Source organism: Streptomyces olivochromogenes, assembly GCF_001514115.1.
GTDB classification, from domain to species: Bacteria; Actinomycetota; Actinomycetes; order Streptomycetales; family Streptomycetaceae; genus Streptomyces; species Streptomyces olivochromogenes.
This window is the reverse complement of sequence record NZ_KQ948472.1, coordinates 17400-34626: the sequence shown is the minus strand read 5'-3', so window position 1 is coordinate 34626 and position 17227 is coordinate 17400. Positions and strand designations below refer to the sequence as shown.

14 protein-coding genes are annotated in these 17227 nt (G+C 68.7%); 9 read left to right on the top strand and 5 right to left on the bottom strand.

What is annotated here, in order from left to right; genetic code table 11:
• Positions 1-3 precede the first annotated feature (3 nt).
• From AQJ27_RS40550 to AQJ27_RS40535, 4 genes are all read right to left on the bottom strand, one after another.
• The gene (locus tag AQJ27_RS40550) at positions 4-990 is read right to left on the bottom strand and encodes an aldo/keto reductase (RefSeq protein ID WP_067380542.1); all 987 of its coding nucleotides are present in this window, start codon (positions 988-990) and stop codon (positions 4-6) included.
• Positions 987-1820 (bottom strand): amidohydrolase family protein, encoded by an 834-nt coding sequence (locus AQJ27_RS40545; protein WP_067380539.1) that lies wholly within the window; start codon positions 1818-1820, stop codon positions 987-989. Before AQJ27_RS40545 ends, AQJ27_RS40550 begins: the two co-directional genes overlap by 4 nt.
• A 142-nt stretch (positions 1821-1962) precedes the next feature.
• The gene (locus AQJ27_RS40540) at positions 1963-2316 is read right to left on the bottom strand and encodes an L-rhamnose mutarotase (protein WP_235613880.1); all 354 of its coding nucleotides are present in this window, start codon (positions 2314-2316) and stop codon (positions 1963-1965) included.
• Positions 2316-3068, bottom strand: a complete 753-nt coding sequence (locus AQJ27_RS40535) for an SDR family NAD(P)-dependent oxidoreductase (protein WP_067380536.1) — start codon at positions 3066-3068, stop codon at positions 2316-2318. Before AQJ27_RS40535 ends, AQJ27_RS40540 begins: the two co-directional genes overlap by 1 nt.
• Positions 3069-3477: 409 nt before the next feature.
• Between AQJ27_RS40535 and AQJ27_RS40530 the strand changes: the two genes are divergently transcribed.
• The 9 genes from AQJ27_RS40530 to AQJ27_RS40490 all read left to right on the top strand — a co-directional run bounded on the left by AQJ27_RS40530 (position 3478) and on the right by AQJ27_RS40490 (position 15922).
• Positions 3478-4272: a FadR/GntR family transcriptional regulator gene (locus AQJ27_RS40530; RefSeq protein WP_067380534.1), complete on the top strand. Its 795-nt coding sequence runs from the start codon at positions 3478-3480 to the stop codon at positions 4270-4272.
• A gap of 246 nt (positions 4273-4518) precedes the next feature.
• Positions 4519-7728 (top strand): discoidin domain-containing protein, encoded by a 3210-nt coding sequence (locus tag AQJ27_RS40525; RefSeq protein ID WP_096240423.1) that lies wholly within the window; start codon positions 4519-4521, stop codon positions 7726-7728.
• Positions 7729-7778: 50 nt separating this feature from the next.
• Positions 7779-8876 carry an enolase C-terminal domain-like protein gene (locus AQJ27_RS40520; protein ID WP_067380530.1) on the top strand — a complete coding sequence of 366 codons (1098 nt, stop codon included), beginning with the start codon at positions 7779-7781 and terminating at the stop codon, positions 8874-8876.
• A 27-nt stretch (positions 8877-8903) separates the two neighbouring features.
• Positions 8904-10289, top strand: a complete 1386-nt coding sequence (locus AQJ27_RS40515; protein ID WP_067380528.1) for an ABC transporter substrate-binding protein — start codon at positions 8904-8906, stop codon at positions 10287-10289.
• Positions 10286-11218: a carbohydrate ABC transporter permease gene (locus tag AQJ27_RS40510; RefSeq protein WP_067380526.1), complete on the top strand. Its 933-nt coding sequence runs from the start codon at positions 10286-10288 to the stop codon at positions 11216-11218. Before AQJ27_RS40515 ends, AQJ27_RS40510 begins: the two co-directional genes overlap by 4 nt.
• The gene (locus AQJ27_RS40505) at positions 11215-12129 is read left to right on the top strand and encodes a carbohydrate ABC transporter permease (RefSeq protein WP_067380524.1); all 915 of its coding nucleotides are present in this window, start codon (positions 11215-11217) and stop codon (positions 12127-12129) included. Before AQJ27_RS40510 ends, AQJ27_RS40505 begins: the two co-directional genes overlap by 4 nt.
• Before the next feature lie 29 nt (positions 12130-12158).
• Positions 12159-13853, top strand: coding sequence for a class I mannose-6-phosphate isomerase (locus AQJ27_RS40500; RefSeq protein WP_067380521.1), 1695 nt, complete (start codon positions 12159-12161; stop codon positions 13851-13853).
• Positions 13850-14737, top strand: a complete 888-nt coding sequence (locus AQJ27_RS40495) for an ROK family protein (RefSeq protein WP_067380518.1) — start codon at positions 13850-13852, stop codon at positions 14735-14737. Before AQJ27_RS40500 ends, AQJ27_RS40495 begins: the two co-directional genes overlap by 4 nt.
• A 351-nt stretch (positions 14738-15088) precedes the next feature.
• Positions 15089-15922, top strand: coding sequence for a PIG-L family deacetylase (locus tag AQJ27_RS40490; RefSeq protein ID WP_067380516.1), 834 nt, complete (start codon positions 15089-15091; stop codon positions 15920-15922).
• 391 nt (positions 15923-16313) lie between these two features.
• Here AQJ27_RS40490 and AQJ27_RS40485 read toward each other — a convergent pair whose 3' ends face one another.
• Positions 16314-17045, bottom strand: coding sequence for a dienelactone hydrolase family protein (locus tag AQJ27_RS40485; protein ID WP_067380514.1), 732 nt, complete (start codon positions 17043-17045; stop codon positions 16314-16316).
• Between the last annotated feature and the right edge of the window lie 182 nt (positions 17046-17227).

Sequence of the window (17227 nt, the reverse complement as noted above, 5' to 3'; positions counted from 1 at the left end):
CTCTTACGAGGGCGGGCCTTCCGCCGCCTGTGTGGCTGCCGTGTCGAGGTCCAGCCATGCTTCCTCGGTCAGATCGGTGGCGGCCCAGCGGGCAGCGGACACGACCTCCTCCGGGGTACGGAAACCCGCGACCACGCAGGCCACGCAGGGGTCGCGCAGCGGAAACCGCAGGGCGGCGTGAGGGAGTGCGGTGCCGTGTCGACCGGACACCCCGGCGAGGAGCCGAGCACGACGCAGTGCCGATTCCGAGGCGGGGCCGTAGTCGAAGGTGGCGTCACTCGCGGGGTGAGGGCGGCTGAGCAGACCGGAGTTGAACGGGGCGGCGGCCACCACCGAGACCCCACGTTCGGCGCACGCGTCCAGCAAGGGGCGAGCGGTGCGGTCGAGAAGGGTCCACCGCCCGGCCACCATCACGGCGTCGACCTCCGCCCCTGCGACGATGCGCAGCAGCGGGGCGACCGTGTTCATGCCGACACCGACGGCACCGATGACACCTTGGTCGCGCAGAGCCGTCAACGCGGGCAGGGCATGGTCGAGGGCGGCGTCCAGGTGATCGTCGGGATCATGGACGTAGACGATGTCCACATGGTCCAGTCGCAGGCGACTCAGGCTGCCTTCCAGACTTCGCAGTACGCCATCGCGTGAGTAGTCGGGGCGGCGGACCAGCGTGTCGGGTACGGCGAAGCCTCCTGCCGTCAGGTCGGATCCGGTGGGTGCCGGGTGGGGTTCCAGCAGTCGGCCGACCTTGGTGGAGATGGTGAACTCCGCCCGTGGACGGTGAGCGAGGGCATCGCCGAGCCGCCGTTCGGACAGTCCGAGGCCGTAGTGCGGGGCGGTGTCGTAGTAGCGCACCCCCATGTCCCAGGCGGCCTCGAGGGTGGCCTGTGCCTGGCGGTCGTCGATCGGGCTGTAGAGGTTGCCGAGGGGGGCGGCACCGAATCCCAGCGTGCTGACACGGACGCTCGTACGACCGAGCGGGCGGGCCTTCACGAGGGGATTCCGTACCAGCGCGCGGCCGTTGTCCCGAAGACCGCTTCCCGTTCGGCGGCGCTGAGATCCTCGGTGAGTGATTCGGCGACGGCCACCACCTCGTCGTACTCGGCGGCGAGCAGGCAGACCGGCCAGTCCGAACCGTACATGAGGCGGTCCGGTCCCATCGTCGCGAACAGTACGTCCACGTAGGGGCGCAGAGCCGCAGCCGGGGCCCCGCCGGTCCGGGTGACCAGGCCGGACAGCTTCACCGTCACATTCGGGCACTCGGCCAGATCGGTCAGCAGCGCGGTCCAGGAGACGAGGCCGTCCGGACTCACGACAGGATTGCCGGCGTGATCCAGCACGAACCGGACGTCGGGCGACTCGCGCACGGCCCGCACCGCGGAGGGCAGTTGGTCGGGGCGGACGAGAAGGTCGTAGACGAGGCCCGCTGCCGCGACCGACGTGATGCCGCGGCGGACCTCGGGGCGCGCCGGCCACTCCGGGTCGGTCTCGTCCTGGATGCCGTGCCGGATACCGACGAGCGCGGACCCTCCGGGTTGCTCCCGCAGCTCCGCGAGGCGGTCGGCGATGCCGGGTTCGGTCAGGTCGGTCCAGCCCACGACCGCCCGCACATGCGGGTCCGTACACGTCAGGGCCAGCAGTTCCGGCGTCTCCTCCGGCACGGCGAGGGTCTGTACGACCACGGTGGCGTCGATCGCGTTCCGCTCGAGCGCCGGCCTCAGTTCAGCGGCGGTGAAGGTCCGGCGCAGCGCAGGCACGTCGCTGGTCCACGGCTGATCGCGAACTGACAGATCCCACAGGTGGTGATGAGCATCGATACGCACGGTTCGGTCCTTGAGCGTCGAGAAAAACTGACGAGGGAAAGGCGCACGCACCCGCTGCGAGGAGCGCGGCGCGGGAGCGCCCTTCTCGCAGCGGCCGGCGCGTGAGGTGCGGCCCGCGGACGGCTCCGGCGTACGTGAGCTCTCAGTCAAGGTGGAAGATCTCCTCCGCGGGGGCCCACCGCTGTCCCTCGGCCGCGGTGTCCAGGGGCCGCTGGCACGGGTCCGTCAGCGCCCACCACTCGCGCGAGACCGCGTCGGCGGCGATCGCCGCGGTGTCGGCGGCGTAGTCGGTGCCCGTGTACTCGAGGTAGCTGAACAGCAGGCCGTCGCGCAGGAAGATGGAGTAGTTGCCGATGTTGGCACGCTTGAGGGCTGCCAGGACGTCCGGCCAGACGGCGGAGTGGAGTGCGCGGTACTCCGCCTCCTTCTCCGGGCGCAGCCGAATCACGGTGGCGAAGCGCTGTACTTTCATCGGTGCTTTCATCGGTGCTTTCATCAGCCCTCCTTCCGCAGCCGCAGCCCGTCCATACCGCCGTCCACGGCCAGGGCGGTGCCCGTGGTGGACGCGGCGCCGGGCGAGGCCAGATAGGCGACCGCCGCAGCGACCTCGTCAGCACTGACCAGACGGCCGTGCGGCTGCCGGGCGGCCAGCGCCGCGTGCTCCGCCGCCGGGTCGTCCGCCCGCTCGAGGAGCCGGTTGACCCACGGTGTGTCGGCGGTGCCGGGACTGACGGCGTTGACCCGGATTCCCTCGGGCAGCAGGTCGGCGGCCATCGCCCGGGTCAGGGAGAGCACCGCGCCCTTGCTGGCCGAGTACAGCGCCCGCTGCGGCAGGCCGGCTGCCGCGGCGATCGAGCTGATGTTGACGATCGCCGCGTGGGCCGATGCGCGCAGCGACGGCAGTGCGGCCCGGGTGACCCGCACAAGCCCGAGGACGTTGATGTCCAGAACCCGGTGCCACTCGTCGTCGGGGTTGTCCTCGATACCGCCCTGCGCACCGATCCCGGCACTGTTGACCAGGACGTCAAGCCCGCCGAGTGCCGAGACGGCCTGCTCCACGGCTGTCACGACCGAGGGATCGTCGCCGATGTCGGCCCGGACGTGGACGGCGAAGCCCTCAGGCGCCGCTTCGGCCCGGTCGAGCACGGCGACGCGCGCTCCCTGCGCGGCGAGCAGCCGGGCGCTGGCCAGGCCGATGCCCGAGGCACCGCCGGTGACCAGGGCGCTGAGTCCTTCGAACGTACCCATGTCAGGCCTGCCCGGATGTCTGGCGCTGGTGGCCGCCGCCGATTCCCACTTCCACGATGTCTCCTTCGTACAGGTAGCGTTCATCGGTCAGCCAGGTACCGGATCAGTCGTGCACCCCGAACATCCGGTCAGAGGTGCCCTTGTCCCACCGGGCGTCGCGTGCAGGGGCCACCCCGTATCGCGTACCGCATGAGGAAGGATCTGCTTCATCTGGCAGGCAGGACCTTAAGGATGGGATCCATTCTGCGCAACACCCCCACAGGCGTGCGTAGTTTCTTCCGTTTTGATGCGAGCTTCGCAGGACTTCTGCCTGAGGTCTGACTGATCTCTTCCCAACGCGCAGCGGCAGTGCCATATTGGCCACCGTCAATGAATCAGATTAATCCGTGGCGCAAGAGGGGGGTTCGCCTTGGGCGACTCGACACAGGTTCCTGGCAAGGCAGATGACGCGACGTCACATCCCTACCGTCCGGGGTATGAACTGGTTGCGGAACAACTGCTGAACTACATCGCCCAGGAGAACCTGCGGCCCGGCGACCGCCTCCCCACCGAACAGGGCCTGGCCCAGATCCTGGGAGCATCCCGCAACGTCACCCGGGAGGCCGTGAAGGTCCTGGCCGCCATCGGCCGGCTCAATGTGCGGCGAGGCGCCGGCATCTTCGTCGCCGCCTCGGTCGGCGGGCTACTGGACGACGAGCTCTCGCACTTCCGGCCGACCAGCATGGAAGACGTCCGCATGCTCCTGGACTACCGCAAGGTGATCGAGTCGGAGACAGCACGCCGTGCCGCCTCCCACGCCACCCCGATCGAGGTCCGGGCCATTCGGGAGAGCGCGGAGAGCTCCCTGACAGCGGCCACGATGAACGACGTGGACACCTTCGCCAAGGCTGATGCGGCCTTCCACGACGCGGTGGGCGCCGCCTCGCACAACGTGTTCCTGAGGTCGAGTGTCGCCGGTGTGAGGCGCTTGGCATCCCAGTCCGACGTGCTGCTCTTCCACGGTGACGTGCCCGGATCGCTGGAAGTCGCCGCAGGTCAGCATGTGGCCATAGCGGAGGCGGTCGCCGCGGGGGCGGCCGATCTCGCCGAGCGGCTGATGGTGGAACACATCGCCACCACACAGAGCCAGTTCGAGAAGAAGATTCGCGACCGGCTGTTCAGCCCCGGCGCTCACGCGGCCCCTGAGGGACCTCCGGGGTCTTAGCGGAGCGGCAGCACCGGGGCTCCACCGCCGTGCGCGGAAGCAGCAGTCTCGTGAACCGGCCGACCCCGCCTGTGCCGCGGCACAGCGATCGAGCCGCCCAACGCCCTGAAGTCCCGGTGGACGACCGGGACTCCCAGGTATCAACCTCCCTCAGGCGATTGGATACGTGTGTCTCATCCGTCTGCGCGCAGGGGCGTCTTCGCGCCGCTGCGAAGAAGTTTCACGGCCGCCTTCTCGGTGGCCGCGATGGCAGCCCTGCTGAACGCCGTGCCGGCCCAGGCGGCTCCCCCGCCGCCGGACCTTGATGTCTATGTCTCTCCGACCGGCCGGGACGCGGGATCGGGCAGCGCCGCACACCCCTTCAAGACCCTCGACCATGCGCGGGACTACGTACGCGACGTCAAGCAGAAGGCCAAGGGTGACATCCATGTCCGGCTCATGTCCGGTACCTACCGGCTCAGCCGTACCTTCGCCCTGACCGCCCAGGACTCCGGCCGCGACGGACACAGGATCTTCTACGAGGCCGCCCCCGGCGCACATCCGGTGATCAGCGGAGGCGAGCGGATCACCGGCTGGGTTCCGGCCGATGGAGCAGGAGGGGTCTACAAGGCCAAGGTGGGTGACATCGACACCCGCCAGCTCTATGTGGACGGCGAGTTGGAGACCCGGGCGCGCAGCGGCAAGAACCCCTCCGGCTTCAGCAAGACGTCCACCGGCTACGCCTTCACGGATTCCAGCCTCAACGCCTACAAGCGTCCCTCGGACCTGGAGGTCGTCAGCTCCTGGGGCTGGAAGCTGATGCGCTGCCCCGTGCAGTCGATCGCCGACAACAAGATGACCATGCGGCAGCCCTGCTGGCACAACGCCCATCTCCAGCAGGGCCAGGAGATCCAGAACCCGACCTGGCTGGAGAACGCCCGCGAACTGCTGGACACGCCCGGTGAGTGGTACCTGGACAAGGGCGAGGGCGAGATCTACTACATGCCCAAGGCCGACCAGAACCTGTCCACCGCCACTGTCACCGTGCCGCTCGTGCAGGACCTGGTGGACATCAACGGCACCAGGACCGCCCCAGTCAGTAACGTGTCCTTCCGAGGCATCACCTTCTCCTACTCCACCTGGCTCGCGCCCAGTTCCTCCGAGGGCCTCATCGAGGGCCAGGCCGGCTTCCGGATGGTCGGCAACGACCCCGACTTCGACGCGACCCGCCTGAAGTGGCAGAAGACGCCCGGCGCCGTCAATGTCAGCTACGGCCACGGCATCGACTTCGAGGGCAACACCTTCACCCATCTCGGCGCGGTCGGGCTCAACCTGAACACCGGTACCCAGGGCACCGGCATCACGGGCAACGTCTTCCGCCAGATCGCCGCCACCGGCATCCAGATCGGCGGGGTCGCGGTGATCGACGCCCACCCCGACGACTCCCGGGACATCACCAAGGACACCAGGGTCGACAACAACGTGGTCACCAAGGTCGCCGACCAGTACAACGGCTCCATCGGCATCCTGGCCGGCTACACCGACCACACCACGATCACCCACAACAAGGTCTACGACCTGCCCTACACCGGCATCTCCGTCGGCTGGGGCTGGGGCCTCACCGACCAGGGCGGCAACAGCAACTACCCGGGGAATCTGGGCGTACCGGTCTGGGACACCCCCACGACCAGCCGCGACACCCAGGTCACGGACAACGAGATCTACGACATCATGAAGTCGCAGGCCGACGGCGGTGCCATCTACACACTCAGCACCGACCCCGGCGGCGTGGTGTCCGGCAACTACATCCACGGCATACCGTCGCCCGCCTACGGCGCGATCTACCACGACGAGGGCAGCCGGTACTGGACGAACACCGGCAACGCCCTGTGCGATGTCGCCTACCAGTGGCTGTTCCTCAACCACGGCATGGACATCAAGGCAACAGGCAACTACACCACCCAGCCCGCCTACTCCGCCCAGGCCAACAGCACGAGCAGCACCATCACCGGCAACACCACCGTGGACTCCTGCGCCCAACTGCCCGCTTCCATCGTCAACAACGCGGGCCTGCAGCCGAGTTACCGCCATCTCGACCCGGGCCCCGATGTCTTGGACCACCAGGCGCCCGGCAGTCCCGGCACTCCGGTCGCGGTCACCGATTTCCCGACGGTGGCAGACCTCACCTGGGCGGCATCCACCGACGACACCGCGGTCACGGGCTACTCCGTCTACCGCGACGGCAAGCTGATCAGCGCCAGCGGCAACACCTCGGTGCGCCTGTCGGGCCTGACCGCCGGGCAGACGTACGCCTTCCGGATCACCGCCCGCGACGCCGCCGGCAACGAGTCCGGCCCCGGCCCGACCCTGCACGTCACCATGCCCACGGGCACTGACCTGGCCCTCAAGAGACCCATCACCGCCTCGTCGTACTCGGAGGACAACACCCCGCAAAAGGCGGTGGACGGAGACCTGTCCACACGCTGGGCCCAGGGCCTGGGCCTGCCCGACCCGTCCTGGATCCAGGTCGATCTCGGTGCGTCGTACGACGTGAACGGCGCGATCACGACCTTCGAGAAGGCCAGCGGGTACAAGTACCGCATCGAGGTGTCACCCGACGAGGTCCACTGGAAGACACTCGCGGACCGCACCGCCGCGAACACCACGGCGGCGACCGACTACGCCCACACGAACGATCCGGTCGCGGGCCGTTTCGTACGACTGACCGTCACCGGATCCAGCTGGAACGGCGGCAGCATCTACGACTTCCAGGTCTACGGCACCCCCAGGACCGTCACGGACCACACGGCCCCGACCGCCCCCGGGCAGCCCACGGTCAAGCCGCTGCTGCCCGGCCTGGTGGATGTCAGCTGGCCCGCGGCCACCGATGACACCGGCGTGACCAGCTACGTCGTCTACCAGGACGGCAAGCGGATCGGTGTCACCGACGCCATGACCCTGCGGGTCTCCGGCCTGACCGCCGACACCGAGTACTCCTTCACCGTCGTGGCACGCGACGAGGCGCTGAACGCCTCCGACCCCAGCAAGGCGGCTGTCGTCACCACGCCGGCCGACCACGACCTGGCCCTGAACAAGCAGGTCACCGCCTCGTCGTCGTACTCCGCGGACTACGCGCCCGAGAAGGCGGTGGACGGGGATCTCTCCACCCGCTGGGCGCAGGGCGCGGGCCTGCCCGATCCGTCCTGGATCCGGGTCGACCTGGGCAAGGACACCGCTGTCTCCAGCGTGGTGACCACCTTCGAGAAGGCCGGCGGCTACAAGTACCGCCTGGAGTACTCCACCGACGGCACGACCTGGTCCCTGTTCGAGGACCACACCTCCGCCGCCACCGCGTCGTCGGCCGTCCACTCCTTCGCCGACGCACCCGTCACCGCACGCTACCTGCGCCTGACCGTCACCGATTCCAGCGGCAACGGCGGCAGCGTCTACGGGCTCCAGGCGTACGGCGGCTTCTGAGCACCCCGCTTCCGAGCCAAAACCCCTTCCTACAGAAGACGAAAGCCAGGATGAAGATCACCCATGTCGAAGTACACCGGATCGATGTTCCGGCAGCCAGTCCGCCCTTCCGCTGGCGCGACGGGCTGAGCGGAAGCGCTCCGGTGGGCGACGGCGCGGTCCTGCACATCGGGACGGACGAGGGAGCCGAGGGAGTGGCGCTGTTCGCTCGCCCGGGCGCCTACTCCACCCTGCGGGACCTGGTGGACCGGGTCTTCCGTGCGGAACTGGTCGGAGCCGACCCGTTCCAGCGGGAATGGCTGTGGCACCGGGTGTGGGAGCTGGACCGTATCCACGAACTCCCGCTTCCCACCCTGGGCCTCATCGACATCGCCCTGTGGGACCTGGCCGGCCGCTACCACGGCGAGCCGGTCTGGCGCCTGCTCGGCGGCTTCCGGGACGCCATCCCCGCCTACGCCTCCACCTCGACGTTCTCCAGCATCGCGGAGTTCCTCGACGTGGCGGATCAGTGCCTGGCCCTGGGGTATCGCGGTATCAAACTGCACGCCTGGGGCGACGCCCGCCGTGACGCGGAACTGTGCCTGGCCCTGCGCGAGCACGTCGGTCCGAGCGTCCCTCTCATGTACGACGGATCAGCGGGCTTCGACCTGCCCGACGCGATCCGGCTGGGGCGGGCGCTCTCCGAGGCCGACTATCTCTGGTACGAGGAGCCGATCCGCGAATTCAGCATCTCGGCCTATCAGCGGCTGGCCGAGACCGTGGACGTACCGCTTCTGGTGGCGGAGACCTCCGACGGAGCGCACATGAACGCGGCGGACTTCATCCGGGCCGGTGCCGCCACCTTCGGTGTCCGGGCCGGCACCACCCTCCGGGGCGGCATCACCGGCGCCATGCGCACCGCGCATCTCGCCGACGCCTACCGTCTGCGGGCCGAGGTGCACGGTTCGGACATTCCCAACCACCACCTGTGCATGGCCATCTCCAACACCACCTACTACGAGTCCCTGGTGACCTCGGTGAACGTCGTCCGAGAGCGCCACGTGGACGACCAGGGCCTGGTGCACGCCCCCGCGGGGCCCGGCATAGCCCTTCCCCTCGATTTCGGCTACGGCAGCGAACTCCTGCCGTTCGTCGAGCAACCGCGCTGAGCGGCGCAAGAACAGAAAGGCAAGACAATGGGGTCTTCCATAGCTCCGAGAACCGGCCGGCGTCACTCCCTGCTCCGCACGGCGGCCGTCACGCTGTCCCTGGCCACCGCGGCCGCCCTGGCAGGCTGCGCCAGCGCCGACACCACAACCGATTCCTCCTCCGGGCAGTCGGCGTTCAAGCCGGTCGCGCAGAAGGAGGGCTCGCAGATAACGGTGTGGGCCGACTCGACCAGACTGCCGTCGGTGCAGGCGTACCAGAAGTCGCACCCCGACGTGAAGATGAAGATCGTCACGTACGACGGCGGAGCCGACGGATCGACGTATCTGCAGTCGAAGGTGCAGCTGTTCGACAGGACCGGCAGCGGGTGGCCCGACGTGGTGTTCGGCACGCCGACCGACGTGACCTGGGCGTCGGAGGCCACCAAGCCCGGCGCGCGGCCGTTCGCCGCGCCCCTGGACGAGAAGCTCGTACCGCAGAGCACCCTGGACGGATTCGCCAAGGGTTCGCTGACGCCCTGTCAGTTCAACGGCCACACCTACTGCATGCGCAATGACATCGCGCAGGTCCTCCTCTGGTACAACAAGTCCCTCATGGACAAGTGGGGATACAAGGTTCCCACCACGTGGCAGGAGTACGAGGCCCTCGGCAAGCAGGCCGCCAAGGACCATCCGGGCTATCTGGTCGGCTCGGTCGGCGACACCAACTCCCACGAGTCGTACTTCTGGTCGGGCCAGTGCCCCGCGTTCAGTCTGGTGAAGCCCGGCACCCTGCGCACCGACCTGCAGGACCCGAAGTGCACCCGGATGGCGAAGCTGCTGGACAACCTCATCAGCGCCAAGGCCATCGCCACGCAGGGCTTCTTCAGCCAGGGATTCGCCAAGAACAGCGGCGGCAAGGTCCTGATGGCCTACGGCCCTTCCTGGTACGGCCAGTACCTCTTCAAGGCCGGCTTCAAGACTCCGGCCAAGCAGATCGCCGCGGCGCCCCCTCTGACCTGGCAGGGAGAGAGCACGACCGCCACGGGCAACGTCGGCGGCGGCGTGTGGATGGTGTCCTCGCACAGCGCCAACCTCAAGGCGTCCTCGGACCTGGTCACCTGGCTGACCACCTCCGACGAGAACCAGGCCACCGCGCCCACCTATCCGGCCTACACCCAGGCCGCGAAGGCCTGGCTGGCCAACCCGGCCAACAGGAACTACTTCGCCAATGATGTGAGCGAGCCGTTCCAGCAGGCCGCGAACGAGGTGTGGACCGGCTGGTCGAACACCAGGTTCTCGGACTCCACCGCCTGGTCCAGCGTCGTCCTCCCGGCTCTGACCTCCGGAAAGAGCCTGACCGAGACGCTGCCGGCCTGGCAGCAGGAGATCGCGGGCGAGGCCAAGACCCAGGGCTACAAGGTGGTCGATCAGTGACCTTGCTGGAGACCGAGCGCGTCGCCGTCTCCCCCTTGCGCCGCGGCACCACGCCGCGGCGCAAGGCCCGCGGCCGCGCAGGCTACTTCTTCGTCGCCGGCTACGCGCTGCTGCTGCTCGCGTTCGGCGTCTTCCCCACCGGGTACGCGTTCTACCTCGCGCTCACCAATGACCGGGGCCAGTTCACCGGGCTCAACCAGTTCGTGAAGGTCATCCAGGACTACCGCTTCGCCCCTGCCTTCACCCACATGCTGGTCTATCTGGTCATGTGGCTGGTGACCCTCGTCGTCCTGGTCGTGCTGACCGCAGTGGTTCTGCGCGGCCGCGTGCGTCCGGGCACATCGGCGCTCTTCCGCTTCCTGTACTACATCCCGGGCGCCCTCGCCGGAGTGGCGAGCGTCCTGGTCTGGCTGTTCATGCTGGACCCCGACGTCAGCCCGGTGTCCTGGCTGCTCACCGCCATGGGGCTGAAGACGTTCGCCGCCGCCCTGGCGCCCGGCAACCTGCCGCTGATCCTCATGCTGATCGCCTTCTGGACGGGCGCCGGAGGCTGGATGGTCGTGATGTACGGGGCGTTGAACAACATACCCGACGAGGTGCTGGAAGCGGCCCGCATGGACGGCGCGGGCCCATGGCGCACCGCCTGGCACATCCAGATCCCGATGATCCGGCAGTGGATCGTCTATATGACGATCATGGCTTTCGCGACGGGCACCCAGTTGTTCGTCGAGCCCCAGCTTCTCCAGACCGCCAGCCTCGGCAGGGTGAGCCCTACTTGGTCGCCCAACCAACTGGCCTACGTCTACGCCTTCCAGCAGGGCGACTTCAACGGCGCCGCAGCCATCTCCGTCGTCCTCCTCGCCGTAGGTCTCCTCGCCGCCGGGCTGCTGGTCGCTCGCTCGAACCTGTTCAAGTTGGACGAGAAATGACACAGACCGCTCTCTCCCTGACGGCCGTGAAGCGGCGCATCCGCCTTTCCAGGACCCTCCCCTTCGTGGTCGTAGGACTCCTCCTGGCTCTGCTCCTGGTGTTCTTCGTACTGCCGGTGATCTGGCTGCTGTTGGCGCCTTCGAAGACCGCCGGCGAAGTGGTGCGGGACAACCCGCTCTCCTTCGGCTCGTTCCATCAAATAGGCACCGCCTGGCGGCACCTGTTCGCCTTCCAGGACGGCGCCATGGTGAAGTGGCTGCGTAACTCGGCCGTCTACTCGGGCGGTTCGCTCATCCTGACGCTGGCCGTCAGCGTTCCGGCCGGCTACGCGCTGGCGCTGACGAATTTCCGGGGACGCAAGACGCTCCTCGTGATCACCCTGGTCACCATGATCATGCCGCAGGCCACCCTGGTGCTGCCGATCTTCCTGGAACTCAACCGCTTCCACCTGATCGGCACCATCTGGTCGGTGATACTCCCCTTCTCGTTCTATCCGTTCGGCGTGTACTTGGTTTACATCTACTTCGGGAGCAGCCTTCCCAGGGACCTGCTGTCCGCCGCGCGGATCGACGGCTGCACGGAGTGGCAGCTCTTCTCACGCATCGCGCTCCCGCTCGCCAAGCCGGTGGTCGGACTGGTCGCGTTCTTCAGCTTCGTGGGTAACTGGAACAATTTCTTCCTGCCGTATCTCGTCCTGCCGAACAGCGAGCAGTTCCCCGTCCAGGTGGGCCTGAACCAACTGCTGACCTCGACGCCGTCCTTCAACCCCGTCGCCGGCGCCGGACTGAACGTCACCATCCCCGAACTCGCCCTGGCCATCATCATCGCCATCCTGCCTGTGCTGGTGCTCTTCCTCTTCTCGCAGCGCACTCTGGTGTCCGGGATGCTCGCCGGAGCGAGCAAGGAATGAGCGCTGCCCCCGTCTGTAAAGGAGACCGTGTGTACCGGCTCGATCCGCGCTACGCCCCCGCCCCGCAGGCCGTCCTCCACACGGGATGGCAGGCAGTGGCCTCCCAACTCCCCGATGGCCCCGCGGTGGTGGCCATCGACGGGCCCCCGTCCGTCGACTGGTCCCTCCTCGCTGATCGCCTCGCACACGAGCTGACCGGGCGCGGCGCCCCCGTCACCCTGCTCGACATCCGGAGCCACTACGCACGGCCGGCGCACGTCAGGAGCCGTACCGAACGCCCGGCGGACGCCGACGACCCCTACTTCCGCAAGCTCGCCGAAAATCCCCTCGACGACCTCTTCGAGAGCCTCCCGATATCCGCACCGCCGCAGGAAGGGCTGCTCCTCGTCCACGGGCCCGGCGCCGCCCTCGTGGATCACGACCTGCTCTGGTACGCCGATGTGCCCAAGCGATACGCGGAGGCCTCCGTCGGCGCGGGTGAAGTGGGCGCCAACCTCGGTCTGCCGGACGAGAAGCCCGACTTCAGACGGCTGTTCTACATCGACTGGCCGATGCTCGACCAGCACCGCGACTCGCTCGCACACCGCCTCGACGCCTGGCTCGACATGCAGCACCCCGACCACCCGGCGTGGATCGACGGAGCAGGCCTGCGCGCCACGTACGCCGCGCTGGCCCGCAAGCCCGTCCGCACCCGTCCGTACTTCAACTCCACCCCCTGGGGCGGCCATTGGGCACAGCGCGAGCTGGGCTTCAACCCCGACGCCCGCAACACCGCGCTCGGTTATGAACTGATCGCGCCCGAGGCGGGCATCCTCATCGGCACCGGACCGGAGACTCAGGCCGAGGTGCCGTTCCAACTCCTGTGCGTGCTGGAACCGTTGAGCGTACTGGGGGCAGAGGCGCACGCCCGCTTCGGCACGTCCTTCCCGATCCGCTTCGACTACCTGGACACCGTCGGCGGCGGCAGCCTCTCCGTGCACTGCCACCCGAAGGAGTCATATATGCGCGAGCGTTTCGGCTGGGCGTACACCCAGCACGAGACGTACTACCTCACCCGCGGCAGCTCCGACACCAAGGTGTTCCTCGGCCTGCGTGAGGACACCGACGTCGACGTCTTCCGCAAGGAGGTGGAGAGGGCCGTCACCGACGGAGTCCCCATGGACCCCGAGGACCACGTCCTGGCCTTCCCCGCCGAGCAGGGCCAGCTGTTCATGATCCCGGCGGGCACCCCGCACGCCAGCGGCGCGGGCAACCTCGTACTGGAGATCAGCGCCACCCCCTATCTCTACAGCCTGAGGTTCTACGACTGGCTGCGGCCCGGCGCCGACGGCAACCCGCGCCCCCTGCCCTACGAGCACGGTTTCGCCAACCTGGAGACCGGACGACGCGGGGAGGCCGTCGCCCGTGACCTGGTGCAGAAGCCGCGCACCCTGCGCGAGGGCACCGGCTGGCGGGAGGAGGTCATCGGCGGGCTGGCCGAGATGTTCTACGAGGTCCGGAGGTTCGTGCTCGACGCCGAGGCCGAGGCCGCCGACGACACGCAGGGACGGTTCCACATCCTGAACGTGGTGGAAGGGGAAGGCGTCACCGTGCACACGGCGGCCGGGGACCGGCACGAACTCGCCTACGCGGAGACGCTGACCGTGCCGGCCGCGGTCGGCCGGTACACCCTGCGAGCGGCCGGTGCCGACCCGGTGCGTGTCGTGAAGGCGCTGGTCCGTTGATTCCGGTCCTGGAGATCGGCGGCACCCATGTCACCGCGGCGCTCGTCGACCCGCGCGACGGACGTGTCACCAGCCGCACGCGCGAACCGCTCGACGCGGACGGCGACGCCGAAGACATCCTCGGCATCGTCCGACACTGCGCCGACGGGCTGTCGGTACCTCCTGGTGCGCGGTGGGGCGTGGCGGTGCCAGGGCCGTTCGACTACGCGAGGGGGATCGCCCTCTTCAAGGGCGTGGGCAAGTTCGAGGCCCTGTACGGGATGGACGTGCGAGCAGCACTCCTCGACGGACTGCGGCAGTGTCCCGGCGACGTCGTGTTCCTCAACGACGCCCACGCCTTCCTGACCGGCGAGTGGTCCGCGGGCACCGTCCGCGGGCACCGCCGCGCCGTGGGCATCACGCTCGGCACCGGTGTCGGCTCGGCGTTTCTCGCCGACGGCCGCATCTGCGACCACGGTCCCGGCGTACCGCCCGAGGGGCGGATGGACCTCACCGAGATCGACGACCGGCCGCTGGAGGACACCGTCTCCCGCCGGGCGATCCTCGCCCGCTACGGCGACCCCGCCGCCGATGTACACGACATCGCCGAACGAGCCAGGGCAGGAGAGGAGCGGGCCCGGCGGGCGCTGGACGACGCCTTCACCCGACTGGGCGCCGTGCTGGGCCCGCGCCTGCTGGCCTTCGGCGCGACCGCCCTGGTCGTCGGAGGCTCCATGGCCCGCTCCTGGGACCTCGTCGCCCCCGCTCTGTCCACCGGTCTCGTGACCGGGGGCTGGACGCCGGACGACCCGCGTGCCGACGCACGGCGAACCCGCGCGATGAAGCCTGCCGGCCCCGCGGGGGACGCCGCACTGGTGGGCGCGGCCCGCGCGGCGGTGGCGTGAGACCGACGAAGGGGAAGCACATGCCTTGGACGCCTGGCCCTCGGCCCGGCCGTGCTCTGCGTCGCGATCGCGCCTTAGAGATCATTTTCACCTTGGTCGCTCTGGTCTGAGACATGCGGGTCGCGCCTGTACCTCGTTCGCGTGGAAACGCCGACGCCTGGAAGGCCAAGTGGCCGCGGCGGGAACAGCCGGTCCGGCCGGCACGGTTGCATCGACCGAGGGACCGGCGCCGCACGGGCGGGGAACACGGAGACCATCAGGTCGTCCGCCCCACCAGGATCCGGGCCCCAGGGTCGCGGTACGCCCGCCGCGCACTCGGACCAAGACGCTTTTCTGCAGGAGGACTGTTTCATGACCGACCGGCCCTTGACGCTTATGGCAGTACACGCCCACCCCGACGACGAGGCCACCGGAACCGGAGGGGTCCTCGCGCGGTACGCGGCGGAAGGCATCCGCACGGTTCTCGTGACGTGTACCGACGGCGGTTGCGGTGACGGACCGGGGGGTGTCAAGCCGGGCGATCCCGGGCACGATCCGGCGGCGGTCGCCTTGATGCGCCGTCAGGAACTTGAGGCGAGCTGTGACGTCCTGAAGGTCAGCGATCTGGAGATGCTGGACTATGCCGACTCCGGGATGACGGGCTGGCCGAGCAACGACGCCCCCGGATCCTTCTGGCAGACCCCCGTGCAGGAAGGCGCGGCCCGACTCGCGGGACTCATGCGGCACTACCGACCCGATGTGGTCGTCACCTACGACGAGAACGGCTTCTACGGCCACCCCGACCACATCCAGGCCCACCGCATCACGATGGCGGCGCTGGAGATGACCGCGCTGACACCGAAGGTGTACTGGACCACGATGCCCCGCTCGATGATGCAGCGGTTCGGCGAGATCATGCGCGAGTTTCATGAGGACATGCCGGAGCCGGATCCTGCCGAGGCCGCCGCGATGGCCGAGATCGGCCTCCCCGACGATGAGATCACCACGTGGGTGGACACCACCGCGTTCAGCGGTCAGAAGTTCGACGCGCTGGCCGCGCACGCCAGTCAGGGCGAGAACATCTTCTTCCTCAAGATGGGCAAGGAGAGGTTCGGCGAGTTGATGGGCATGGAGACCTTCGTACGTGTCCAGGACGCCACCGGCGCGGCCATACCCGAGAACGATCTCTTCGCCGGACTGCGCTGATCCGCCGCCCGACCGGCCGGGGAAGCCACCGCGCTCGTCCCCAGACCACCTGGCAACCGCACGGGTGGGAGACCTGCGCGCTGCTGACTCGTAAGGTGCGCGACAGCCCAGGTCACGAGAGCGGTCTCCGGCACCGACCGCGAGACCCTTCAACAGTGAAGCCGGTCGCCCTGTCAGCCAATCGAGGCGTTCGACACCGAACCTAGGCGTCCACGCCCGCGCGCCGCCCCGACCGGCCGGTACCACCGATGGCCGGTACCGCCGCGATCGGGGCGGTCGTGCATCTGCCGGCTACCGCCCATCGAGGAGGGCCGGGACCTGTCCTCGATGAGCGGCATCCTGGCCGACATCGCCTACCGTCCACTGGCCCGGCGGCGGAGCCAACCCGCGGCTAGCTCAGATGCCGGGTGAAGAACTGGGCCGCGGCGTCTCCCGCGAACTGCGGGACGCCGGTGTGGCCGCCCATGTTGGCGTGCAGCGTCTTCTCCTTGGAGCCGAAGGCGTCGAACAGGTCCAGGGCCGCCTGCCGGTCGTTCCCTCTGTCGTCCCACTGCAGCAGGACGTGCAGCGGAATGGTGACCTGGCGGGCCTCCTCGAACATGGTGCGAGGGACGAAACTCCCGGCGAACAGAACGGCGGCCGAGATGCGCGGCTCGACCACCGCCAGCCGGGTCCCGATGGAGATGACTCCCCCTGAGTACCCGACCGGGCCGCCGATCTCGGGCAGCGAAAGGAGGGAGTCCAGGGTGGTCTGCCATTCCGGGACTGCCTTTTCGACCAGGGGGAGGACGAGCCGGTCCACGATCTCGTCGTCGACCGGCTCGCCGGCCTCCAGCGCCCGGTGCAGGTCGGCGCGGGCCTGCTCGGCGGCGGCGGAACGGGGCCGGTCACCGCTTCCGGGGAGCTCGATGGTGGCCGCGGCGAAGCCCTCCGCCGCGGATTGCCGGGCCCGGGCCGCCAGTCGGGAGTACATCTTGTGCAGTCCGCCGGGGTGGCCGAGCAGGATCAGCGGCGCCGGTGCGGATGCGGATCCGGGCGTCCACAGGATGCCGGGGATCTCGCCGAGGGTGAATTCGCGCTCGAGGACACCGTCGTCGAGGCGTTGTTCGGAAGTGAAGTGCATGGTCGAGCCTTTCGGGAGTGCTCAGAAACGGCGCTCCCGGACGACCTATCGCCCGACCGTGACCCCGGAGGGGAGCACCCATGTCGATACTGTGTTCACGGGTACCACCTCCTCGTTCTCTCGCACGGCCTCCGGCAAAGTAGCAGTGGTCGTGGTGGTCCGCCAACGGGTTTTTGCGGAGG

What these genes read in the sequence shown, in the direction of transcription:
- AQJ27_RS40525 (WP_096240423.1), top strand. Translation starts at nt 4,519, where the DNA reads ATGGCAGCCCTGCTGAACGCCGTGCCGGCCCAGGCGGCTCCCCCGCCG.
- AQJ27_RS40535 (WP_067380536.1), bottom strand. Translation starts at nt 3,068, where the DNA reads ATGGGTACGTTCGAAGGACTCAGCGCCCTGGTCACCGGCGGTGCCTCG.
- AQJ27_RS40505 (WP_067380524.1), top strand. Translation starts at nt 11,215, where the DNA reads ATGACACAGACCGCTCTCTCCCTGACGGCCGTGAAGCGGCGCATCCGC.
- AQJ27_RS40520 (WP_067380530.1), top strand. Translation starts at nt 7,779, where the DNA reads ATGAAGATCACCCATGTCGAAGTACACCGGATCGATGTTCCGGCAGCC.
- AQJ27_RS40515 (WP_067380528.1), top strand. Translation starts at nt 8,904, where the DNA reads ATGGGGTCTTCCATAGCTCCGAGAACCGGCCGGCGTCACTCCCTGCTC.
- AQJ27_RS40540 (WP_235613880.1), bottom strand. Translation starts at nt 2,316, where the DNA reads ATGAAAGCACCGATGAAAGCACCGATGAAAGTACAGCGCTTCGCCACC.
- AQJ27_RS40490 (WP_067380516.1), top strand. Translation starts at nt 15,089, where the DNA reads ATGACCGACCGGCCCTTGACGCTTATGGCAGTACACGCCCACCCCGAC.
- AQJ27_RS40485 (WP_067380514.1), bottom strand. Translation starts at nt 17,045, where the DNA reads ATGCACTTCACTTCCGAACAACGCCTCGACGACGGTGTCCTCGAGCGC.